The 19014-nt window shown below is 61.5% G+C and carries 19 protein-coding genes; 6 read left to right on the forward strand and 13 right to left on the reverse strand.

All coding sequences use genetic code 11. The features are described 5' to 3' along the window. Positions 1–124: 124 nt before the first annotated feature. The 3 genes from choV to FHK92_RS11995 form a co-directional block, all read right to left on the reverse strand. Positions 125–1303 (reverse strand): choline ABC transporter ATP-binding protein, encoded by a 1179-nt coding sequence (gene choV, locus FHK92_RS11985; protein WP_181288256.1) that lies wholly within the window; start codon positions 1301–1303, stop codon positions 125–127. Further along, positions 1300–2145 (reverse strand): choline ABC transporter permease subunit, encoded by an 846-nt coding sequence (gene choW / locus FHK92_RS11990; RefSeq protein WP_181288257.1) that lies wholly within the window; start codon positions 2143–2145, stop codon positions 1300–1302. The genes choV and choW overlap by 4 nt, the downstream gene beginning before the upstream one ends. 66 nt (positions 2146–2211) lie before the next feature. Next, positions 2212–3159 (reverse strand): choline ABC transporter substrate-binding protein, encoded by a 948-nt coding sequence (locus FHK92_RS11995; RefSeq protein ID WP_181288258.1) that lies wholly within the window; start codon positions 3157–3159, stop codon positions 2212–2214. Between the two features lie 434 nt (positions 3160–3593). Here FHK92_RS11995 and FHK92_RS12000 point away from each other — a divergent pair, with 434 nt between their 5' ends. Then, positions 3594–4970 carry an L-serine ammonia-lyase gene (locus FHK92_RS12000; RefSeq protein WP_181288259.1) on the forward strand — a complete coding sequence of 459 codons (1377 nt, stop codon included), beginning with the start codon at positions 3594–3596 and terminating at the stop codon, positions 4968–4970. A gap of 572 nt (positions 4971–5542) precedes the next feature. Continuing rightward, a complete protein-coding gene (locus FHK92_RS12005) occupies positions 5543–6646 on the forward strand; it encodes a choline metabolism transcriptional regulator GbdR (protein WP_039590608.1) in 1104 nt (367 codons plus the stop codon). Positions 6647–6740: 94 nt separating this feature from the next. Here the strand turns inward: FHK92_RS12005 and FHK92_RS12010 are convergent, their stop codons facing one another. From FHK92_RS12010 to FHK92_RS12035, 6 genes are all read right to left on the reverse strand, one after another. After that, the gene (locus tag FHK92_RS12010) at positions 6741–7004 is read right to left on the reverse strand and encodes a hypothetical protein (RefSeq protein ID WP_030137829.1); all 264 of its coding nucleotides are present in this window, start codon (positions 7002–7004) and stop codon (positions 6741–6743) included. Positions 7005–7386: 382 nt separating this feature from the next. Then, positions 7387–8550 (reverse strand): gamma-butyrobetaine dioxygenase, encoded by a 1164-nt coding sequence (locus FHK92_RS12015; protein ID WP_181288260.1) that lies wholly within the window; start codon positions 8548–8550, stop codon positions 7387–7389. An 18-nt stretch (positions 8551–8568) separates the two neighbouring features. Beyond that, positions 8569–9045, reverse strand: a complete 477-nt coding sequence (locus FHK92_RS12020) for a thioesterase family protein (protein ID WP_181288261.1) — start codon at positions 9043–9045, stop codon at positions 8569–8571. Positions 9046–9190: 145 nt separating this feature from the next. Beyond that, positions 9191–10156: an L-carnitine dehydrogenase gene (locus tag FHK92_RS12025; protein WP_181288262.1), complete on the reverse strand. Its 966-nt coding sequence runs from the start codon at positions 10154–10156 to the stop codon at positions 9191–9193. A gap of 143 nt (positions 10157–10299) precedes the next feature. Beyond that, on the reverse strand, positions 10300–11187 hold the full coding sequence (locus tag FHK92_RS12030; RefSeq protein ID WP_181288263.1) for a BKACE family enzyme: 888 nt from the start codon (positions 11185–11187) through the stop codon (positions 10300–10302). A gap of 69 nt (positions 11188–11256) precedes the next feature. Further along, positions 11257–12201, reverse strand: coding sequence for a choline ABC transporter substrate-binding protein (locus tag FHK92_RS12035; RefSeq protein WP_181288264.1), 945 nt, complete (start codon positions 12199–12201; stop codon positions 11257–11259). A 192-nt stretch (positions 12202–12393) separates the two neighbouring features. Between FHK92_RS12035 and FHK92_RS12040 the strand changes: the two genes are divergently transcribed. Then, on the forward strand, positions 12394–13353 hold the full coding sequence (locus FHK92_RS12040; RefSeq protein WP_030139302.1) for a GlxA family transcriptional regulator: 960 nt from the start codon (positions 12394–12396) through the stop codon (positions 13351–13353). A 254-nt stretch (positions 13354–13607) separates the two neighbouring features. Here the strand turns inward: FHK92_RS12040 and FHK92_RS12045 are convergent, their stop codons facing one another. From FHK92_RS12045 to FHK92_RS12060, 4 genes are all read right to left on the reverse strand, one after another. Then, positions 13608–14024, reverse strand: a complete 417-nt coding sequence (locus FHK92_RS12045) for a DUF3010 family protein (protein WP_030139303.1) — start codon at positions 14022–14024, stop codon at positions 13608–13610. A gap of 34 nt (positions 14025–14058) precedes the next feature. Then, positions 14059–14382 (reverse strand): helix-turn-helix domain-containing protein, encoded by a 324-nt coding sequence (locus FHK92_RS12050; protein ID WP_030139304.1) that lies wholly within the window; start codon positions 14380–14382, stop codon positions 14059–14061. After that, the gene (locus tag FHK92_RS12055; protein ID WP_030139305.1) at positions 14366–14620 is read right to left on the reverse strand and encodes a type II toxin-antitoxin system RelE family toxin; all 255 of its coding nucleotides are present in this window, start codon (positions 14618–14620) and stop codon (positions 14366–14368) included. The genes FHK92_RS12050 and FHK92_RS12055 overlap by 17 nt, the downstream gene beginning before the upstream one ends. A gap of 88 nt (positions 14621–14708) precedes the next feature. Further along, the gene (locus FHK92_RS12060) at positions 14709–15110 is read right to left on the reverse strand and encodes a lysozyme inhibitor LprI family protein (RefSeq protein ID WP_181288265.1); all 402 of its coding nucleotides are present in this window, start codon (positions 15108–15110) and stop codon (positions 14709–14711) included. A gap of 233 nt (positions 15111–15343) precedes the next feature. Between FHK92_RS12060 and FHK92_RS12065 the strand changes: the two genes are divergently transcribed. The 3 genes from FHK92_RS12065 to dgcA all read left to right on the forward strand — a co-directional run bounded on the left by FHK92_RS12065 (position 15344) and on the right by dgcA (position 19006). Next, positions 15344–16321 carry a dipeptidase gene (locus tag FHK92_RS12065; protein ID WP_030139307.1) on the forward strand — a complete coding sequence of 326 codons (978 nt, stop codon included), beginning with the start codon at positions 15344–15346 and terminating at the stop codon, positions 16319–16321. A gap of 78 nt (positions 16322–16399) precedes the next feature. After that, positions 16400–16930: a DUF5943 domain-containing protein gene (locus FHK92_RS12070; RefSeq protein WP_030139308.1), complete on the forward strand. Its 531-nt coding sequence runs from the start codon at positions 16400–16402 to the stop codon at positions 16928–16930. A gap of 15 nt (positions 16931–16945) precedes the next feature. Further along, positions 16946–19006, forward strand: coding sequence for a dimethylglycine demethylation protein DgcA (gene dgcA / locus FHK92_RS12075; protein ID WP_030139309.1), 2061 nt, complete (start codon positions 16946–16948; stop codon positions 19004–19006). Positions 19007–19014 lie beyond the last annotated feature (8 nt).

Below are 19014 nucleotides of genomic sequence, written 5' to 3' on the forward strand. Positions count from 1 at the left end.
GTTTGCGACTGCTGCGCAGCCGAGCGGGAGCAAGCTCCCTCGCCACGGGATAGCATTTCAATTCTTGTTTCTGCGCACACAAAAACGCCGCGATCATCTCGCGGCGTTTTTGTGTGCGTGGGCTTTAGCCCAGGTTCTTGCCGAGCAGCGCGTGGTACAGCTCGCTGTCGCCGAGGATGCCGACGACTTTCTGGTTGTCGTGCAGCACCAGTTTGTTGCCGGTCTGGTAGCGGATCTGCAAGGCGTCGCGCATGCCGATGTTGGAGTCCACCAGCGTTGGACGACGGCCCAGGTCTTCCACGGCCTGGCCGGGTACCCAGTTCTGCAGGTCCAGAGCCGAGCCGTTCTGCCGGGCGCCCTTGATGGTGTTGCCTTCGGCCAGGTCGAGCCAGGAATCGCCGCCCGGGTCCAGGCACACCGAGCCGTTGATGCGCTTGCAGTTGTCCAGGGTGCGCATCAGGCTGCGACCGCAGAGCACGTTGAGCGGGTTGGTATGGGCGACGAACGTGCGCACATAGTCGTCCGCCGGGTTCAACACGATCTCTTCCGGCTTGCTGTACTGGATGATCCGGCCGTCTTTCATGATCGCGATGCGGCTGCCCAGTTTCAGGGCTTCGTCGAGGTCATGGCTGACGAACACGATGGTCTTGCTCAGCTTGCGCTGCAGCTCCAGCAGTTCGTCTTGCAGACCCTGGCGGATCAGCGGGTCGAGGGCCGAAAAAGGTTCGTCCATCAGCAGGATGTCGGCGTCCATCGCCAGGGCGCGGGCCAGGCCGACCCGTTGCTGCATGCCGCCGGACAACTCGTCGGGCTTCTTGTTGCGCCATTGGGTCAGGCCCACCAGCTCGAGTTTCTCGTCTACCAGCTTGCGGCGTTCCTTCTCAGGCCGGCCCTGCATTTCCAGGCCGAAGCTGATGTTCTCGCGCACCGTCAGCCAAGGCATCAGGGCGAATTTCTGAAACACCATGGCGATACGCTTGGTGCGCATCATCTTCAGCTCGGCGGGGCTGCAGGAGGCGATGTCGATCTGGCGCCCGTCGTGCTCGACGAACAGCTTGCCGCGGCTCACGGTGTTCAAACCGTTGATGCAGCGCAGCAGGCTGGATTTGCCTGAGCCGGAAAGGCCCATCAAGACGCAGATTTCGCCTTTCTCGATGTCCAGGCTGGCTTTTTCCACGCCGACGATCTGCCCGGTCTTCTTCAGGATTTCATTGCGGGTCATGCCCTTGTCGAGCAGTTTGAGGGCTTCGCGTGGATCTTTGGAAAAGATCACGTCGACCTGGTCGAAGCGAATGATGCTCATGCGTCACCCCCTACTTTGGCGTCGGGTTGTTTGCAGATTCGGTCGAGCATGATTGCCAGCAATACGATCGCCAGGCCGGCTTCGAAGCCCAGTGCGATATCGGCGGTATTCAATGCGTTGACCACAGGTTTGCCCAGGCCGTCGGCACCGACCAGCGCAGCAATGACCACCATCGACAACGACAGCATGATGCACTGGGTGATACCGGCCGCGATGCTTGGCATCGCGTGGGGCAGTTCGATGCGCGCCAGTAGCTGGCGACGGGAGCAGCCGAAGGCTTTGCCGGCGTCCATCAGTTCTTCCGGAACGTCGCGGATGCCCAGGTAGGTCAGGCGGATGGGCGCGGCGATCGCGAACACCACCGTAGAGATCAAGCCTGGGACCACACCCAGACCGAAGAGGGTCAGGGTAGGAATGAGGTAGACGAAGGTCGGTACGGTCTGCATCAGATCGAGTACCGGACGCATCAGGGTGTAGAACATCGGTTTGTGCGCGGCAACAATGCCCAGCGGCACGCCGATCAGTACGCAGACCAGGGTCGCGAAGAGCACCTGGGCGAGGGTTTCCATGGTCTCTTGCCAGTAACCCAGGTTGAGGATCAGCAGGAAGGACGCGATGACGAAAACGGTCAGGCCCCATTTGCGCTGGATGAAGTGCGCCAGTAGCGCGATGAGGCCAATTAGCGCCAGCGGATTGAACCAGGTCAGCGCAAACGTCACGCCGTGAATCATCGTTTCCAGGAACAGCGCGATTGCGTCGAAGGTATTGGCGCCGTTTTGCGTCAACCATTCGACAAAGCCCGCGATGTACTGGCCCAAGGGTATTTTCTGATCAATAAGCATGGTAGTGAACGTCCGCATGCAAGGAATAAACAGCCCGGGCGAGCGAACCCGCCCGGCATAAGCTTTTTACTGCGCGAGCTTGGCTTTCACGGCCTCCAGGCCAGGTTTACCGTCAATGGTGGTGACGCCAGCGAGCCAGGTATCGAGCACCTGTGGGTTTTTCTTCAGCCAGGCCTTGGCGGCGGCCTCGGGTTTCATCTTGTCGTCCAGCACGTTGCCCATCAGCGAGCTTTCCATGTCGACGGTGAATTCCAGGTTCTTCAGCAACTGGCCTACGTTGCTGCATTCCTGGCTGTAGCCCTTGCGGGTGTTGGTCGCCACGGTAGCGGCACCGAAGTCCGGGCCGAAGAAGTCGTCGCCGCCGGTCAGGTACTGGATCTTGAAGCGGGTGTTCATCGGATGGGGAGCCCAGCCAAGGAACACCACGTCGGTCCCGCGCTTGGAGGCGCGATCGACCTGGGAGAGCATGCCGGCCTCACTGGACTCGACGACCTTGAAGCCCGCGTCCTTCAGGCCGAAGGCGTTCTTCTCGATCATGCTCTGGATCAGGCGGTTGCCGTCGTTGCCCGGCTCGATGCCGTAGATCTTGCCGTCGAGCTCTTTCTTGAATTTAGGAATGTCGGCGAAATCGTGCAGGCCTTTGTCATACAGGGCCTGGGGAACGGCGAGGGTGTATTTGGCGCCCTTGAGGTTGGTGCGCACGGTTTCCACGGTGCCGGCTTCGCGATAGGCCTTGATGTCGTTTTCCATGGTCGGCATCCAGTTGCCGAGGAACACGTCCATGTTCTTGCCATCGGCCAGGGACTTGTAGGTCACCGGCACCGAAATCATCGTGGTCTTGGTCTTGTAGCCTAGGGCGTCGAGCACCACGCTGGTGGTGGCGGTGGTGACGGTGATGTCGGTCCAGCCGACATCGGAGAAGTTAACGGTGCTGCATTGCGCGGGCTCTGCAGCGTTGGCCAGCATTGGAAGACTCAGCATGGCGGCCAACAACAACGGCTTGGAACCTTTCATGGGTGGACTCCTGGTGTTTTATTGGCAGTGTCCGGTCGGGACAACCGCGCTTTTTTTGCTTTTTTAAGTTGCGGTTGGTGGCGCGTGAGCACGCTTTGTGACACGCGGCCTTGCAAACGAGCCGTAACCGATCATGTACCAGTGCAAATCCGACGCCTACAGGGTGAGTCGTATCCAGTACAGGGAGGGTCGCATCCAGTGTTGGTGACGTCGTTTACAGATTTTTTCGGCCCTCGGCTGGCTTCTGAACCGCAAAAAAACGTCGTAAAACCTGGGCGACAAGGACGCGGCGCTGGTGGGCATGATTGCGTCGGTGTCAGACGTCGAAAGCCCATTCAAAAGCCGGATGATGCGGCCATCCCGGCGTTGAGCGTAGCAGCTGCGCCACCGGACGCTCCTGCGCCCGGACGTGACCGTTCTGGAGATTCAAGGCAATGGCAATCAGCGTGTTCGACCTGTTCAAGATTGGTATCGGCCCATCCAGTTCCCACACCGTTGGGCCCATGCGCGCCGCGGCGCTGTTTATTGAAGCGTTGCGCGCGAAGTCGCTGTTGCACGAGGTGCGCCGCGTCGAGGTGCAACTGTTCGGTTCGCTGTCGGCCACCGGCATCGGCCACGGCAGCGATACCGCCACGATCATGGGCTTGATGGGCGAATGGCCCGACTCGATCGATCCGTCGCAGATCGGCACGCGCATCGAATTGCTGCGCGAGACCCAGACCCTGTTGCTCGATGGTCGCCTGCCGGTGCCTTTTGTCTGGTCCCGGGACATGCGCCTGCTCGACGAAAACCTGCCGTTCCACCCCAACGCAATGACGCTGGTGGTAGAAGGTGACAATGGCGAGCTGCATCGCGACACCTATTATTCCGTCGGCGGTGGTTTTGTCGTCGACCAGGCCCAGGCCTCCAGCGGTGTCATGGACCTGGACACCACCGAGTTGCCTTACGACTTCTCCAGCGCCGAAGAACTGCTCGGGCTGTGTCGCACGCACAACCTGCGGGTGGCCGAGTTGATGATGGCCAACGAGAAGGTCTGGCGGTCGGAAGAAGAGATTCGCAGCGGCCTGATGAAACTCTGGCGGGCCATGCAGGACTGCGTCGAGCAGGGCCTCAAGCATGAAGGCATCTTGCCGGGCGGCTTGAACGTGCGTCGACGGGCAGCGAAGTTGCACCGCAGCCTGCAAGAGTTGAACAAACCGAACGTGATCGGCTCGACCCTGAGCGCCATGGAGTGGGTCAACCTGTTCGCCCTGGCGGTCAACGAGGAAAACGCCGCCGGTGGGCGCATGGTCACGGCGCCGACCAATGGCGCGGCGGGGATCATCCCGGCGGTGCTGCATTACTTCATGAAATTCAGCGAGGCCGTCACCGACGCCAACGTCGTGGATTATTTCCTTGGCGCGGCGGCGGTCGGAATCCTGTGCAAGAAGAACGCCTCGATCTCGGGCGCCGAAGTGGGCTGCCAGGGTGAGGTCGGCTCGGCCTGTGCAATGGCGGCGGCGGGCCTGGCGGAAATCCTCGGGGCCTCGCCGGAACAACTGTGCAACGCGGCGGAAATCGGCCTGGAGCACAACCTCGGCCTGACTTGCGACCCGGTCGGCGGCCTGGTTCAGGTGCCGTGCATCGAGCGCAACGCGATTGCCGCGGTAAAAGCCATCAACGCCGCGCAAATGGCCCTGCGCGGCGATGGCCAGCATTTCATCTCCCTGGACCGCGTGATCCGCACCATGCGCGATACCGGCGCCGACATGCATGACAAATATAAAGAGACATCGCGGGGCGGGTTGGCAGTCAGTGCGGTGGAATGCTGATCCAGGATTCACAAGATAATCCCGTGGCGAGGGAGCTTGCTCCCGCTGGGGCGCGAAGCGTCCCCTTTGCAGTTTTCTGACAAACCGAGGTGCCCGACTCAGGCCCGCTCAGCAGCCCCGCGGGAGCAAACTCCCTCGCCACGGGTATCGAGAAAACCGCTCGTAAAATGAACACCGCTACAAAAACACGCCATGTTTTGGCGCGTCGCAAACAGATAAGGCGTGACTTATCGGTCACGCCTTCGGACGCCGCGCTACCGTCCGTCCCCGCGCTTGCGGTGACAACCATCGCGCAAACGGCGCAGCCCAGTTACCACAAGTGCTACCGATCTGCTCACGGCCCGCTGTGGCAGGCGCCTGTCGCGCTTGATAGCACTTATAACCCAGCCTCGACAGGCCCCTTATATAGACAGGTCGGCATGTCGTTTTCAGGAGTTATTGAACGCGCATTCAAATTTAGGCATGGCAATTGCTCTGTCCTGATAAAGCCCCGTCTCACGCAAGAGAACGGTGGGCAATAACAAGAGCCTCCGCCTGAGGCCATCACCCGCTTTGTGTGAGGAGATACCGCGATGACGACGTCCAACTCCGGGGCCCAACCCCAGAACCGTGCGCCTCAATCCATCGGCTTTTTGCTGCTGGACAATTTCACGCTGATTTCCCTGGCGTCCGCGGTGGAACCGCTACGCATGGCCAACCAACTGTCCGGTCGCGAGCTGTACCGCTGGACCACCCTGACCGTCGATGGTGGCCAGGTCTGGGCCAGTGACGGTTTGCAGATCACGCCAGACGCCTCCATGCACAAGGCGCCATCCCTGGACACCGTCATCGTCTGTGGCGGCATCGGCATCCAGCGCACCGTCACCCGTGAGCATGTTTCGTGGCTGCAAAGCCAGGCCCGTCAGTCCCGTCGCCTTGGCGCGGTCTGCACTGGCAGCTGGGCCCTGGCCTGCGCCGGCCTGCTGGACGGTTTCGATTGCAGCGTGCACTGGGAATGCCTGGCGGCAATGCAGGAAGCTTTCCCACGGGTGTCGATGAGCACGCGCCTGTTCACCCTCGACCGCAACCGCTTCACCAGCTCCGGAGGCACCGCGCCACTGGACATGATGCTGCACCTGATCAGTCGTGATCACGGTCGCGAGCTGTCGGCGGCGATTTCCGAGATGTTTGTCTACGAACGTATCCGCAACGAGCAGGATCACCAGCGCGTGCCGCTCAAGCACATGCTCGGCACCAACCAGCCGAAGCTGCAGGAAATCGTTGCGCTGATGGAGGCCAACCTCGAAGAGCCGATCGACCTGGACGAGCTGGCGGTGTACGTCGCCGTGTCCCGGCGCCAGTTGGAGCGGTTGTTCCAGAAGTACCTGCATTGCTCGCCGTCGCGCTATTACCTCAAGCTGCGGCTGATTCGGGCGCGGCAACTGCTCAAGCAGACGCCGATGTCGATCATCGAAGTGGCCTCGGTGTGCGGCTTCGTCTCCACACCGCACTTCTCCAAGTGCTACCGCGAGTACTTCGGCATTCCGCCACGGGATGAGCGCGTCGGTTCCAACACCACGCAACAGGTGGCGATGATGCCGCTGCCGCAGGCTCTGGTGTTGTCACCGCTGTCCGGCCCGCTGTCGGCGCTGAGCCAGGCGCGTAACGAGTCGACGTTTGCCAGCGTAAGGCTCTGAACCGAGGCGCTATCATCGCGAGCAAGCTCGCTCCCACAGGTTTTGTGTCGTTTACAAATCCTGTGGGAGCGAGCTTGCTCGCGATTTGGTTTTATCAGGCGCTATGGTTCTGCTGATACTGCGTCAACGCTGGCAGCAGTTGCTTGTCGATCGCCTGACGCACGGCCGGGAGGATGGTCGCGCTGCTGGTATACATCTCCTTGACCATCCGCCGCAGTTCATTGGCGCGAGCCCTGTCCAAACCGCGCACGGCGCATTCACACGCCTGCTCGGCCGTCGAGCCGCTGGGAATCTGCAACCCCAGGGCCTTGAGATGGCCCAACAGGTCTTCCTGGTCGATCAAATCGGCGTACATCATGACGCTTTTCCTTGTTCAGGGATTGGGGTCGTGTCTCGATTCTGGTAGCCACCCGAAGCGGCGGCAAGGGCAAATCGTCGTTCTGTCATGAATGACTATGAGCGCGTCGTTTTCGGCTAACTCGCCGGGTCCTGGACTGGGCACACTGGCCCCAAGCTGAATCACGATGGTTTGGTCACCCTCGCGCAACAGCTCCTCCAGTAACGCTCCTGCCCCGATCATGTCACGGCTTGATCGGGGATTTTTTTGTCTGTGAAAAGCAGGGAGAAATGGGTTGTTTGTTCGGGCGCCATCGCGAGCAAGCTCGCTCCCACAAGGGTTCTGTGTCGTTCACAAAATCTAATGTGGGAGCGAGCCTGCTCGCGAGGAACGATGACGCGGTCTACCGCTGCAACACCAGAATCCGCGACAACAACTCATCCCGATCCACATAACACCCCTGGAAATGCCGCGCCCCGGTCGCCGGGTCGAAGGCGTTGCGGGCGTGGAGGGTGCGGCGGTTGTCGAAGCACCAGAATTGGCCGGGTTCGAGCCGCTGCATCAGGCGAAAGCGCGGCTCGCGGGTCAAGGCGATGAAGCGTCGGTAGGCGCGATAGAGCCTGGGCATTTGCTCGACCGACGTATCGAACGGCCCGCGCAGGAAGTTCGCCATGCGAATTTCCGAGACCTGCCCGAGGGCGTCCAGGGCAATGATCGGCGCCAGGCAGCGGTAGTCGCTGTGGCGGTCCTTGTTGCGGAACTCCACCCGGATCTGGCACAGCGCGTCGAAGGCTTCGGGATCTTCCTTGCGCAGCGCTTCGGCAATGGCGAAGCCGTCGACAAAAATACTCTCGCCACCCACGGCGTCGTTCACCAGGCAATGCAGGAACTGCAACCCCGGCTGCAGCTCTCGTGTCGGCAGGTCGCTGTGCAACGGCAGGTTGAAGGCAGTGTAGGCGTTGCTGTCGGCGTCGGCCTTGGATTGCACGTTGAACAGCACGCCGAAATTGCTTTCGCGAATGAAGGAAATGCGTTGCGCAATCTGTTTCAGCGAGCCGGGTTCGGTGGGCACGCCGCGTACTTGGGTCAGGCCGATGTCGCGTACCGCCAGCAACCATTGCAGCAGCGCGTCGGCGTCCTCCATCAGTGCCAGGTAGTCGAACACCGGCAGTTGCAGGTCGCATTGCCAGAGTTGTCGTTGCGGCTTGCTCGCCAGGCGCTCGGCCCTGGATTGCTCGTCATAGGCGTGGGCGCGCAGCCAGCCCGGGTCGAATTGGCTCTGGTGGCCGTCCTGCCAGGCCACGCACAGGCGACCTTGATCATCGACGCGGATTTCACCGGGCGCCAAGTCTTCGGGCACATCGACGATTTCCAGGACTTGCTCACGGGTGACGCTGTAGACGCATTGCTGACAAGGGCAATTGTCTCGCAGCCACGGGTGATGAAAGGGGCTGACCCGGCCATCGGCCCACGTGACGTGAACCCGATCGGCCAACGGTGTCGCAGCGGTCAACGCGTGGACCAGAGGATAGCTGCGGAAGTCGGCAATTGCGGCGGCGGTGTGCATGGCGATCTCCTCGGGACTTTATCGGGCGGGGGGCAGTGCGATGACCCGACCGATATAGGCCGGCGCCGGCAGGTCGGTCTGGCTGTCGAGCAGGGCTCTGAGTTGGCCCAGGGTCTGTTCGGTGAACGGTGCAGAGCGTGGCCCCGCCAGATCGACGTGCAGCAGCATCTGTTCGTTGCCGGCCAGCTCTTTGTCGCCGCCCGCCAGGTGCAGGCTGTGGTAGAGATGCAGGCGTTTGGCGTCGTGGCCAATGATTTGCGTATGTACCTCGACGTCGGCGCCGAGCTTCACTTCGTGCAGGTAGTTCAGGTGCAGCTCGAGGGTGAACAGGGAATGGCCGCTGGCTTCGCGACTTTGGCTGTCCAGGCCGAGCCGGTCCATCAGCGCGTCGGTGGCGTAGCTGAAGATCAGCAAGTAGAAGGCGTCGCGCAAATGGCCGTTGTAGTCGACCCATTCGGGGAGGATGCGGGTTTGGTAGGTGGTGAGGGTGGGCATGAGGTGGGTTCCGATGGTGGTGGCGATTGGGAGGCCGCTATCGCGAGCAAGCTCGCTCCCACAGGTTTTGTGATCGACACATAGCTAATGTGGGAGCGAGCTTGCTCGCGATGGGGCCAGACTTGCTGGCCCAAAAAACCAAGGTTTACTCGCCGAAGGCCATGCCATGCTTGGCCTTGGTGGTCTTCACCGCCTCCAGCACCGCCATCAGGCAATCATCACGATAGCGTTCCAATGCCGAAATGCTGTGCTGGCCCAATTGCTCGCTTGTCCCGTCCACCACATCATCGATCAGCTTTTCGGTCAGTTCCGGTGCCGGCAGATAGGTCCAGGGCAACTGCAGAGCCGGGCCGAACTGGGCCATGAAGTGGCGCATCCCAGCGTCGCCGCCGGCCAGGGTGTAGGTCAGGAACGTGCCCATGAACGACCAGCGCAATCCAGCGCCAAAACGGATCGCGTCGTCAATTTCCCCGGTAGTCGCCACGCCGTCATTGACCAGGTGCAGCGCCTCGCGCCAGAGCGCTTCGAGCAAACGGTCGGCGATGAAACCGGGCACTTCCTTGCGCACGTGCAGCGGTCGCATGCCGAGGGACTCATAGACTTGCATCGCTGCTTGGACGGCTTCGGGCGCGGTGTTCTTGCCACCGACCACTTCAACCAGCGGCAGCAGGTAGACCGGGTTGAAGGGGTGCCCGACCACGCAGCGCTCCGGATGGGTCGAACCCTCGTAGAATTCGCTTGGCAGCAACCCTGAGGTACTCGATCCGATCAGTGCAGTTGGCTTGGCGGCGGCGCTGATCTGGGCGTGCAGTTCGAGCTTGAGTTCCAGCCGTTCGGGGGCGCTTTCCTGGATGAAATCGGCGTCGCGCACGCATTCTTCGATAGTCGCGACAAAGCGCAGTCGATCCTGGGAGGCGCCAGGGGCCAGGCCTTGTTTCTCCAGGGCGCCCCAGGCATTGGCGACGCGTTTGCGCAACGCGGCCTCTGCGCCCGGTGCCGGGTCCCAGGCAACCACGTCGAGGCCATGGGCGAGGGCGCGGCTGACCCAGCCGCTGCCGATGACACCGCTGCCCAGGGCGGCGAAGGTTTTGATGTCGGTGATGAAGCGCATGGTGATTTCCTGAAAAAAGTGAAGATCAACTGTGGGAGCGAGCTTGCTCGCGATGGCGGCGGTACATCCCATGCATCTTTGGAGGCAGGAATATCGCTATCGCGAGCAAGCTCGCTCCCACAGGGAATACGGTGGAGATTTGGCTAGCCGCGCTGGACCAGGCCCATTTTCTTGCGACCTTCAGCCGGGGTCAGGACGCGTGCCCCGAGGCGGCTGAGGATTTCGCCGGCGCGCTCCACCAGTTGGCCGTTGGTGGCGAGCACGCCTTTGTCCAGCCAGAGGTTGTCTTCCAGCCCCACCCGCACGTTGCCCCCCAGCAGCACGGCTTGGGCGGCCATCGGCATTTGCATGCGACCGATGCCGAAGCCGGCCCACACTGCGTCGGCCGGCAGGTTGTCGACCATGGCTTTCATCGTGGTGGTGTCGGCCGGTGCGCCCCATGGGATGCCCAGGCAGAGTTGGAACAGCGGGTTGTCCAGCAGGCCTTCCTTGATCATTTGCTTGGCGAACCACAGGTGGCCGGTGTCGAAGATCTCCAGCTCGGCCTTCACGCCGAGCTCGGTGATGCGCTTGGCGCCGGCCCGCAATTGCGCCGGGGTGGAGACGTAAATGGTGTCGCCGTCGCCAAAGTTCAGGGTGCCGCAATCCAGTGTGCAGATTTCCGGCAGCAATTCTTCGACGTGGGCGAGGCGGGTCAGCGGGCCGACCAGGTCGGTGTTGGGACCGAAATCCATCGGCTGCTCACCGCCACCGATTTCCAGGTCGCCGCCCATGCCGGCGGTGAGGTTGACGATGATGTCCACGTCCGCCTCGCGGATGCGCTCCATCACTTCACGGTACAGCGCCACGTCGCGGCTGAACTTGCCGGTCTGCGGGTCGCGGACGTGGCAATGGACCACCGTGGCCCCGGCCTTCGCCGCCTCGACGGCCGCCGCCGCGATCTGTTTCGGGGTGACCGGCACGTGGGGGCTCTTGGCGGTCGTGTCGCCAGCACCGGTGAGTGCGCAGGTGATGATGACGTCGTGGTTCATGGTGCGGATTCCTTCAGGCGAGGTGGGTCACTGCGCAGCCCTTGGGTTGCGCAGATGGAGAGCGATTGATCAGTTACTGGTGAGTTTCAGGTTGTCGGCGGCGGGCTTGCCGTCGAAGGTGGTCACGCCTTCGAGCCAGCGCTGTTTGTCTTGCGGATGATCCTTGAGCCATTGCCGGGCCGATTCGAGCGGATCCTTGTGATCGAGCAGCGGCTGCATCATCCGGCTCTCGTCCTCGGCGGTGAAGGTCAGGTTGCTCAGCAGGCGGCTGACGTTCGGGCATTGCTCGGCGTAGTTCGGTGCGGTGACGGTCCAGACGGTGGCCATGCCTTCGTTCGGACCGAGGGCGTCTTCGCTGCCGGTGAGGTAAGTCATCTGCACGTTGACGTTCATCGGGTGTGGCGCCCAGCCGAAGAACACCACGGCTTCCTTGCGCCGCACGGCGCGGTCCACGGCGGCGAGCATGCCGGCCTCGCTGGACTCCACCAACTGGAATTTGCCCAGGCCGAACTGGTTCTTGGCGATCATTGCCTTGATCTGCGTATTGGCGCCTGAGCCAGGCTCGATGCCGTAGATCTTGCCGCCCAGCTCCTTCTCGAACTTGGCGATATCGGCGAAGGTCTTCAGGCCCTTGTCGGCCAGGTAAGTCGGCACGGCGAGGGTGGCGCGGGCGTCCTGGAGGCTGGGTTGCTCCAGCACTTTGACCTGCTTGGCCTGGACGAACGGCGTGATGGTCTGGGTCATCAACGGGTTCCAATAGCCCAGGAACAAGTCCAGGCGCTGGTCGCGGATGCCGGCGAAGATGATCTGTTGGGAGGCGCTGGTCTGTTTGGTCTTGTAGCCGAGGCCGTCGAGCATCACCTGGGTCAAGGCGCTGGTGGCGATGACGTCGGTCCAGTTGACCACGCCCAGGCGCACGTCCTGGCAGGCGGCGGGTTCGGCTGCCAGGGTGGCCGAGCTGAGGAACGCGGTACCGGTGAGTGCAAGAACGCAGGAGCTGATCAGTCTTTTCATGTCGGGTTCCTCGGCAGCTTGTTGTTATGGGTTCCGGCATCTGCGTGCCGGTGATGCCAAAGTACGCAGCCGTGGCTTGTTCAAAACGCACAGCGGCGACGTGGTCTTGCACTACAGCGACTCTTGCACTTGAACACCCCTTCCAACTGGCGTATCAAAGTCCGCACGCTGCCCGCCAACCGAGTGCGTTCCATGTCCCAGGATTTCTATTTCTTGTTGATGCCGGGTTTCTCGGCCATCGGTTTCATTTCGGCCATCGAGCCGCTACGGGTCGCCAATCGCTTCCGTGGCGAGCTGTATCGCTGGCATGTGTTGAGCGCCGATGGCGGGGCGGTGTTGGCGAGCAACGGCATGTCGGTCAACGCCGATGCCGCGCTGGAACCGCTGAAAAAAGGCGCGACGTTATGGGTGGTGGCTGGGTTCGAGCCGTTGAAATTCGTCACTCCGGTGTTGGAGCGCTGGCTGCACCGACTGGACAATGACGGCGTTATCCTGGGCGGGATCGATACCGGCAGCGTCGTCCTCGCGGATGCGGAATTACTGGACGGGCATCGCGTCACCCTGCACTGGGAAGCGATTGAAGCGTTCAAGGAATCCTATCCACAGCTCAGCGTGACCCAGGAACTCTTCGAGATCGACCGCCGCCGCATTACCTGCGCCGGCGGCACCGCATCCATCGACCTGATGCTCGACCTCATCGGCCAGGCCCACGGTTCGGAATTGGCGATCCAGGTCAGCGAACAATTCGTGCTCGGTCGCATTCGTCCGCGCAAAGATCACCAGCGCATGGAAATCGCCAACCGCTACGGCATTCGCAACAAGAAACTGGTGCATGTGATTGGCGAGATGGAAGCCCACAGCGAGCCACCCCTGACGACCTTGGCGCTGGCCGAATCGATCAATGTCACCCGCCGGCAACTCGAACGCCTGTTCCGCCTGCACCTGAACGACACCCCCAGCGGCTTCTACCTGCGATTGCGCCTGGAAAAGGCCCGGCAACTGCTGCGCCAGACCGACATGAGTGTGCTGGAAGTGAGCATTGCCTGCGGCTTTGAGTCACCGTCGTACTTCACCCGCAGCTACCGGGCTCGGTTTGCCCGGTGTCCGAGGGAGGATCGACGACGGCAGGGGGACGAGCGGGAGGTGGTTTGACGGGCTTATATCCGATCGGCGTGTTTGGCGCTGGAGGACAAGGCTTTACTGATTGGTCGAAGGGGTATCGCAAGCAATAGTGAGCCTGGAAAATTTCCCGTGGCGAGGGAGCTTGCTCCCGCTTGGGGCGCAGCCGCCCTGAAACCGGATACCGCAGTGCAGCAGGTGAACCCTGCAGGCCGGTTTTACGACTGCTGCGCAGCCGAGCGGGAGCAAGCTCCCTCGCCACAGGTACGGTGTTTGTCTTAGGAGATCTATTTCTTCATCAGCGCCGAGCAGGCTGCTTTATAGGCCTCGTGCTGATATTTGTTCAGCGTCGCCGGCAGGGCGAAATCATGTTTCTTGCTCTGGGCGTTGATGGTCTGTGGCGACAGCAGCGTCACCTCGCAACCTTCCAGCAACTGGAACACCCCTTCGATCTTGAACGTGGTCGGCCCACCGGCGAACTCGCCTTTCTTGCTGCGCTTCTTGATGGCGATGCGCTCGATGCCATTGTCCGTCACGAACGCCCGTACCTGGGCGGCGAAGGCCTTGACGTTCGAGGCTTGATCGTCATCGTCCAGAGCGATCTTCTTGATGTTCAATGCGACGTGGCTCAACGCCTGCTGGTCCAGCGAGGCAACGGCGATGATCGCTTCGCTGCCTTTGATTTCGATGCCGCACGTTTTCATGTGAATTCCTTTGCTGGATGGAGGCGGGCAGCTCTTATAGCTCCAACTGATCAGCATGGATGCCAAAGGCCGCAGCAATTTTCTCGCGGGTGGCCCGGCGAGGCTTGGCGACAGATTCTTGCTGAGCAAACGCGGGTTGAGAAATACCGAGGCGCCTGGCGACCTCATCCTGAGTCAGGTTCAAATGTTCACGCCAGGCGCGTATTGGCGTGGCGCCGTCGACGATACGGCTGACAACCTCATGCGGGATCAGGTCGGGCTCCAGCTTTTGCGCAACGTACTGCGCATACGGAATGACCACGAATGCCGGATTTCCGTCTGCGTCGTTGATGATCTGAATATCAGTAGGTTCGTTCATCGCGTTTCTTGACCTCTTGAATGCTGACGACCTTGATCGCCCCGTCCCAATCGAACATGACTCGATAGCTACCTACCCGCAGGCGGTACGCATAGCCATGGCCAACAAGTGCTTTGACATTCACCACGTCAGGCATCTGGGCGAGCGTCGTAACGGCGTCCCGAACCTGAACCTGATGGACGGAGTGCAATTTCAAAAGCTGCTTAACGGCTTTTCTGGTCCAGTGAATAGTGTTCATGGAAGGATATAAGTCTTTTATAAGATTTGCGAATCCTGACTTATATCCCGTCCAGAGCCAACGCGTGAAAGATGTCTGAATATTGCCCTCACTCCTGCCCAATCGACTCCAAAAACTCCGACCGATCATCGCTCACCTGGGCCATGCAGTCGTTTTCGGCGATCTTGTAGGCGTCGCTGCCGGGTTTTGCCGGGAAGGCGGCGATGGCGCAGTCGGCGTCGCGCTGTTTCTGCCACAGTTGCTGGGCCGCCTTGATCTTGGCGGTGATGTCGTTGAGCTGGGCCTTGTCGCTGGCGTAGCGGGTTTGCAGGCGCTCGTTGAGGCTTTGCAGGTTTTCGTTGAGCAGTTGTTCGGCAGCTTTTTTTCCGTAGACCGAGCAGGCCAGGGTCTGGACGTCGTTTTCAACTTCGTCGCAGGGGTTGGGCTCGGTGTCTTCGGTCGGGTGGGCGACGGTGCTGATCAATGCCAGGGCGAGAAGAATCGATTTCATCGGGTTGTCGCTCAAATCCAGTGAAAGCCAGTGGTGCCGCGGATTCTGGCGCAAGCGCCGGGTAAATAACAGATGGTCGGAGGGGGCCTGTCGCAGCCCATTGTCGCGGATTGACGCTTTCGGCAATTCCCCTGTCGTTTTTGCACCCGGTCGCCACCGCCCTCCGGCATATGCTGGCCCCAAAGCGCCGGCACACGATTCGGCGCATGAATCGCCAACAAGGGGACTGCCTGATGAGCCCAGCCGAATTGCACGCCGACAGCATCGTTATCGACGGGCTGATCATTGCCAAGTGGAACCGCGACCTGTTCGAAGACATGCGCAAGGGCGGCCTGACCGCAGCCAACTGCACAGTGTCGGTGTGGGAAGGTTTCCAGGCCACCATCAACAACATCGTTGCCAGCCAGAAACTGATCCGCGAGAACAGCGACCTGGTGATCCCGGTGAAAACCACCGCCGACATCCGTCGCGCCAAGGAACAGGGCAAGACCGGCATTATCTTCGGCTTCCAGAACGCCCACGCCTTCGAAGACCAGCTCGGCTACGTCGAGATATTCAAGCAGCTCGGCGTCGGTGTGGTGCAGATGTGCTACAACACCCAGAACCTGGTGGGCACCGGTTGCTACGAGCGCGACGGCGGCCTGTCGGGCTTCGGCCGCGAAATTGTCGCCGAGATGAACCGCGTCGGCATCATGTGCGACCTGTCCCACGTCGGTTCCAAGACCTCCGAAGAAGTCATTCTCGAATCGAAGAAACCGGTCTGCTACTCCCACTGCCTTCCGTCTGGCCTGAAAGAACACCCGCGCAACAAATCCGATGAAGAGCTGAAGTTCATCGCCGATCACGGTGGTTTCGTCGGCGTGACCATGTTCGCGCCGTTCCTGGCCAAGGGCATCGATTCGACCATCGACGACTACGCCGAAGCCATCGAATACACCATGAACATCGTCGGCGAAGACGCCATCGGCATCGGCACCGACTTCACCCAGGGCCATGGCCAGGACTTCTTCGAGATGCTGACCCACGACAAGGGCTACGCCCGTCGCCTGACCAGCTTCGGCAAGATCATCAACCCCCTGGGCATCCGCACCGTGGGCGAGTTCCCGAACCTCACCGAGACGCTGCTCAAGCGCGGTCACCCTGAGCGGGTGGTGCGCAAGATCATGGGTGAAAACTGGGTCAACGTTCTTAAAGACGTCTGGGGCGAATAAACCCGCTGCGTCACTGAATCCTTCACCTGCGGCCACTCGCGCCGCAGGCACATCACGAATTTCCGGAGTCAAGTTTTCATGGCCAAGATCGCCCCGCAACTGCCTATCGAAGTCGACAGCGAAACCGGTGTCTGGACCTCCGACGCCCTGCCGATGCTGTACGTGCCGCGGCACTTTTTCGTCAACAACCACATGGGCATCGAGGAAGTGCTGGGCGCCGACGCCTACGCCGAGATCCTCTACAAGGCCGGCTACAAATCCGCCTGGCACTGGTGTGAAAAAGAAGCCGAATGCCATGGCCTGGAAGGCGTCGCGGTGTTCGAGCACTACATGAAGCGCCTGTCGCAACGTGGCTGGGGCCTGTTCAAGATCCAGGACATCGACCTGGACAAAGGCACCGCCAGCGTCAAGCTCGAACACTCGGCGTTCGTCTACGTGTATGGCAAGGTCGGGCGCAAGGTCGACTACATGTTCACTGGCTGGTTCGCCGGCGCCATGGACCAGATCCTGGCCGCGCGTGGCAGTTCGATCCGCACGGTGGCCGAGCAGGTCTACGGCGGTTCCGAAGAAGGCCACGACGACGGCCTGTTCATCGTCAAGCCGTTGTAAGTCGAGGATCGCGCCATGGCTTTTGAAGCAATGTTCCAGCCGATCCAGATCGGCAAACTGACCATCCGCAACCGCGTGCTCAGCACCGCGCACGCCGAGGTCTACGCCACCGACGGCGGCATGACCACCGACCGGTACGTGAAGTATTACGAAGAGAAGGCCAAGGGCGGCATCGGCCTGGCGATCTGCGGCGGCTCGTCGGTGGTTGCCATCGACAGCCCGCAGGAATGGTGGAGCTCGGTGAACCTGTCCACCGACCGTATCATCCCGCACTTCCAGAACCTGGCCGACGCCATGCACAAGCATGGCGCCAAGATCATGATCCAGATTACCCACATGGGCCGTCGCTCGCGCTGGGACGGCTTCAACTGGCCGACCCTGATGTCGCCGTCCGGCGTGCGTGAGCCAGTGCACCGCGCCACCTGCAAGACCATCGAGCCGGAAGAAATCTGGCGGGTGATCGGCAACTACGCCCAGGCCGCGCGCCGGGCCAAGGCCGGTGGCCTGGACGGTGTCGAGTTGTCCGCCGTGCACCAGCACATGATCGACCAGTTCTGGAGCCCGCGGGTCAACAAGCGTACCGACGAGTGGGGCGGCAGCTTTGAAGGCCGCATGAAGTTCGGCCTGGAAGTGTTGAAGGCCGTGCGCGCCGAAGTGGGCGACGATTTCTGTGTGGGCATGCGCCTGTGCGGTGACGAGTTCCACCCGGACGGCTTGTCCCACGAGGACATGAAGCAGATCGCCAAGTACTACGACGACACCGGCATGCTCGACTTCATCGGTGTCGTGGGCTCGGGTTGCGACACCCACAACACCCTGGCCAACGTCATCCCGAACATGAGTTATCCACCGGAGCCGTTCCTCCACCTGGCCGCCGGTATCAAGGAAGTGGTCAAGGTCCCGGTGCTGCATGCGCAGAACATCAAGGACCCGAACCAGGCCACGCGGATCCTGGAGGGTGGCTACGTCGACATGGTCGGCATGACCCGTGCCCACATCGCCGACCCGCACTTGATCGCCAAGATCAAGATGGGCCAGATCGACCAGATCAAGCAGTGCGTCGGCGCCAACTACTGCATCGACCGCCAGTACCAGGGCCTGGACGTGCTGTGCATCCAGAACGCCGCGACCTCCCGTGAATACATGGGCGTGCCGCACATCATCGAGAAGTCCACCGGGCCCAAGCGCAAAGTCGTGGTGGTCGGTGCCGGCCCCGCCGGGATGGAAGCAGCGCGCGTGGCCGCCGAGCGTGGCCACGACGTGACCCTGTTCGAGAAGAAGGAATTCATCGGCGGGCAGATCACCACCGCCTCGAAAGCCCCGCAACGGGACCAGATCGCCGGTATCACCCGCTGGTTCCAACTGGAGCTGGCACGCTTGAAAGTCGACCTGCGCCTGGGCGTGGCGGCGGATGCGCCTACCATCATGGACCTGCGTCCGGACGTGGTGGTACTGGCCGTCGGCGGGCACCCGAACCTGGAGCAGAATGAGCACTGGGGCGCCGCCGAAGGGCTGGTGGTCAGCAGTTGGGACGTGCTCGACGGCAAGGTTGCGCCGGGCAAGAACGTGCTGGTCTATGACACCATTTGCGAGTTCACCGGCATGTCGGTGGCCGACTTCCTCGCCGACAAGGGCAGCCAGGTCGAGATCGTTACCGACGACATCAAGCCGGGCGTGGCCATTGGCGGGACCTCGTTCCCGACCTACTACCGCAGCATGTACCCCAAGGAAGTGATCATGACCGGGGACATGATGCTGGAGAAGGTCTACCGCGAAGGCGACAAGCTGGTGGCGGTGCTGGAGAACGAATACACCGGTGCCAAGGAAGAACGCGTGGTCGACCAGGTGGTGGTGGAGAACGGCGTGCGGCCGGACGAAGAAATCTACTACGCGCTGAAGGAAGGTTCGCGCAACAAGGGCCAGATCGACGTCGAAGCCTTGTTCGCGATCAAGCCCCAGCCGTGCCTGGAGCAGAGCGGCGATGGCTACCTGCTGTTCCGCATCGGCGACTGCGTGGCCCAGCGAAATACCCACGCGGCCATCTACGACGCCCTGCGGTTGTGCAAGGATTTCTAACGGCTTGC

The organism is Pseudomonas brassicacearum subsp. neoaurantiaca (assembly GCF_013608025.1).
GTDB lineage: Bacteria > Pseudomonadota > Gammaproteobacteria > Pseudomonadales > Pseudomonadaceae > Aquipseudomonas.

Bases quoted from the DNA above. Each gene is read 5' to 3' on its own strand.
- FHK92_RS12000 (WP_181288259.1), top strand. From the start codon at position 3,594: ATGGCAATCAGCGTGTTCGACCTGTTCAAGATTGGTATCGGCCCATCC.
- dgcA (WP_030139309.1), top strand. From the start codon at position 16,946: ATGGCTTTTGAAGCAATGTTCCAGCCGATCCAGATCGGCAAACTGACC.
- FHK92_RS12025 (WP_181288262.1), bottom strand. From the start codon at position 10,156: ATGCGCTTCATCACCGACATCAAAACCTTCGCCGCCCTGGGCAGCGGT.
- FHK92_RS12070 (WP_030139308.1), top strand. From the start codon at position 16,400: ATGGCCAAGATCGCCCCGCAACTGCCTATCGAAGTCGACAGCGAAACC.
- FHK92_RS12015 (WP_181288260.1), bottom strand. From the start codon at position 8,550: ATGCACACCGCCGCCGCAATTGCCGACTTCCGCAGCTATCCTCTGGTC.
- FHK92_RS12030 (WP_181288263.1), bottom strand. From the start codon at position 11,187: ATGAACCACGACGTCATCATCACCTGCGCACTCACCGGTGCTGGCGAC.
- FHK92_RS12035 (WP_181288264.1), bottom strand. From the start codon at position 12,201: ATGAAAAGACTGATCAGCTCCTGCGTTCTTGCACTCACCGGTACCGCG.
- choV (WP_181288256.1), bottom strand. From the start codon at position 1,303: ATGAGCATCATTCGCTTCGACCAGGTCGACGTGATCTTTTCCAAAGAT.
- FHK92_RS12050 (WP_030139304.1), bottom strand. From the start codon at position 14,382: ATGAACGAACCTACTGATATTCAGATCATCAACGACGCAGACGGAAAT.
- FHK92_RS12045 (WP_030139303.1), bottom strand. From the start codon at position 14,024: ATGAAAACGTGCGGCATCGAAATCAAAGGCAGCGAAGCGATCATCGCC.
- FHK92_RS12040 (WP_030139302.1), top strand. From the start codon at position 12,394: ATGTCCCAGGATTTCTATTTCTTGTTGATGCCGGGTTTCTCGGCCATC.
- FHK92_RS12005 (WP_039590608.1), top strand. From the start codon at position 5,543: ATGACGACGTCCAACTCCGGGGCCCAACCCCAGAACCGTGCGCCTCAA.
- choW (WP_181288257.1), bottom strand. From the start codon at position 2,145: ATGCTTATTGATCAGAAAATACCCTTGGGCCAGTACATCGCGGGCTTT.
- FHK92_RS12055 (WP_030139305.1), bottom strand. From the start codon at position 14,620: ATGAACACTATTCACTGGACCAGAAAAGCCGTTAAGCAGCTTTTGAAA.
- FHK92_RS12065 (WP_030139307.1), top strand. From the start codon at position 15,344: ATGAGCCCAGCCGAATTGCACGCCGACAGCATCGTTATCGACGGGCTG.
- FHK92_RS11995 (WP_181288258.1), bottom strand. From the start codon at position 3,159: ATGAAAGGTTCCAAGCCGTTGTTGTTGGCCGCCATGCTGAGTCTTCCA.
- FHK92_RS12060 (WP_181288265.1), bottom strand. From the start codon at position 15,110: ATGAAATCGATTCTTCTCGCCCTGGCATTGATCAGCACCGTCGCCCAC.
- FHK92_RS12020 (WP_181288261.1), bottom strand. From the start codon at position 9,045: ATGCCCACCCTCACCACCTACCAAACCCGCATCCTCCCCGAATGGGTC.
- FHK92_RS12010 (WP_030137829.1), bottom strand. From the start codon at position 7,004: ATGATGTACGCCGATTTGATCGACCAGGAAGACCTGTTGGGCCATCTC.